Here is a 278-nt window from a genome sequence, read left to right on the forward strand (position 1 = left end):
TTGATGATATGACCAAAGGACGACTTTATACCCTCGATGGACAACTTCTTGAAGTAATGCATCATCAATATAACCACCTGGAGGGCGAAACAGTCTCCGATGGTTTGGCTGGAATTTTCGAAGGATTTGATCGGCCCTAGTCAATTCGGTTGTCTTACGTTTTAAGCCAACTTCATCTTGATATGGATGGGTCATGGAATGGTTCCCAAGTTCATGTCCGGCCTCCACAACCTGTTGGACAACTTGTGGATATTGTTCCATTCTGTCGCCAATCATGA

The 278-nt window shown here is 44.2% G+C and carries 1 protein-coding gene; it reads right to left on the reverse strand.

Going from position 1 to position 278, the window contains the following annotated elements; genetic code table 11:
- A partial coding sequence (locus RYX56_RS22070) for a polysaccharide deacetylase family protein (protein WP_317124077.1) occupies nucleotides 1-278 on the reverse strand: 278 nt, incomplete at both ends.

The organism is Alkalihalophilus lindianensis (genome assembly GCF_032843265.1).
Classification (GTDB): Bacteria; Bacillota; Bacilli; order Bacillales; family Bacillaceae_D; genus Alkalihalophilus; species Alkalihalophilus lindianensis.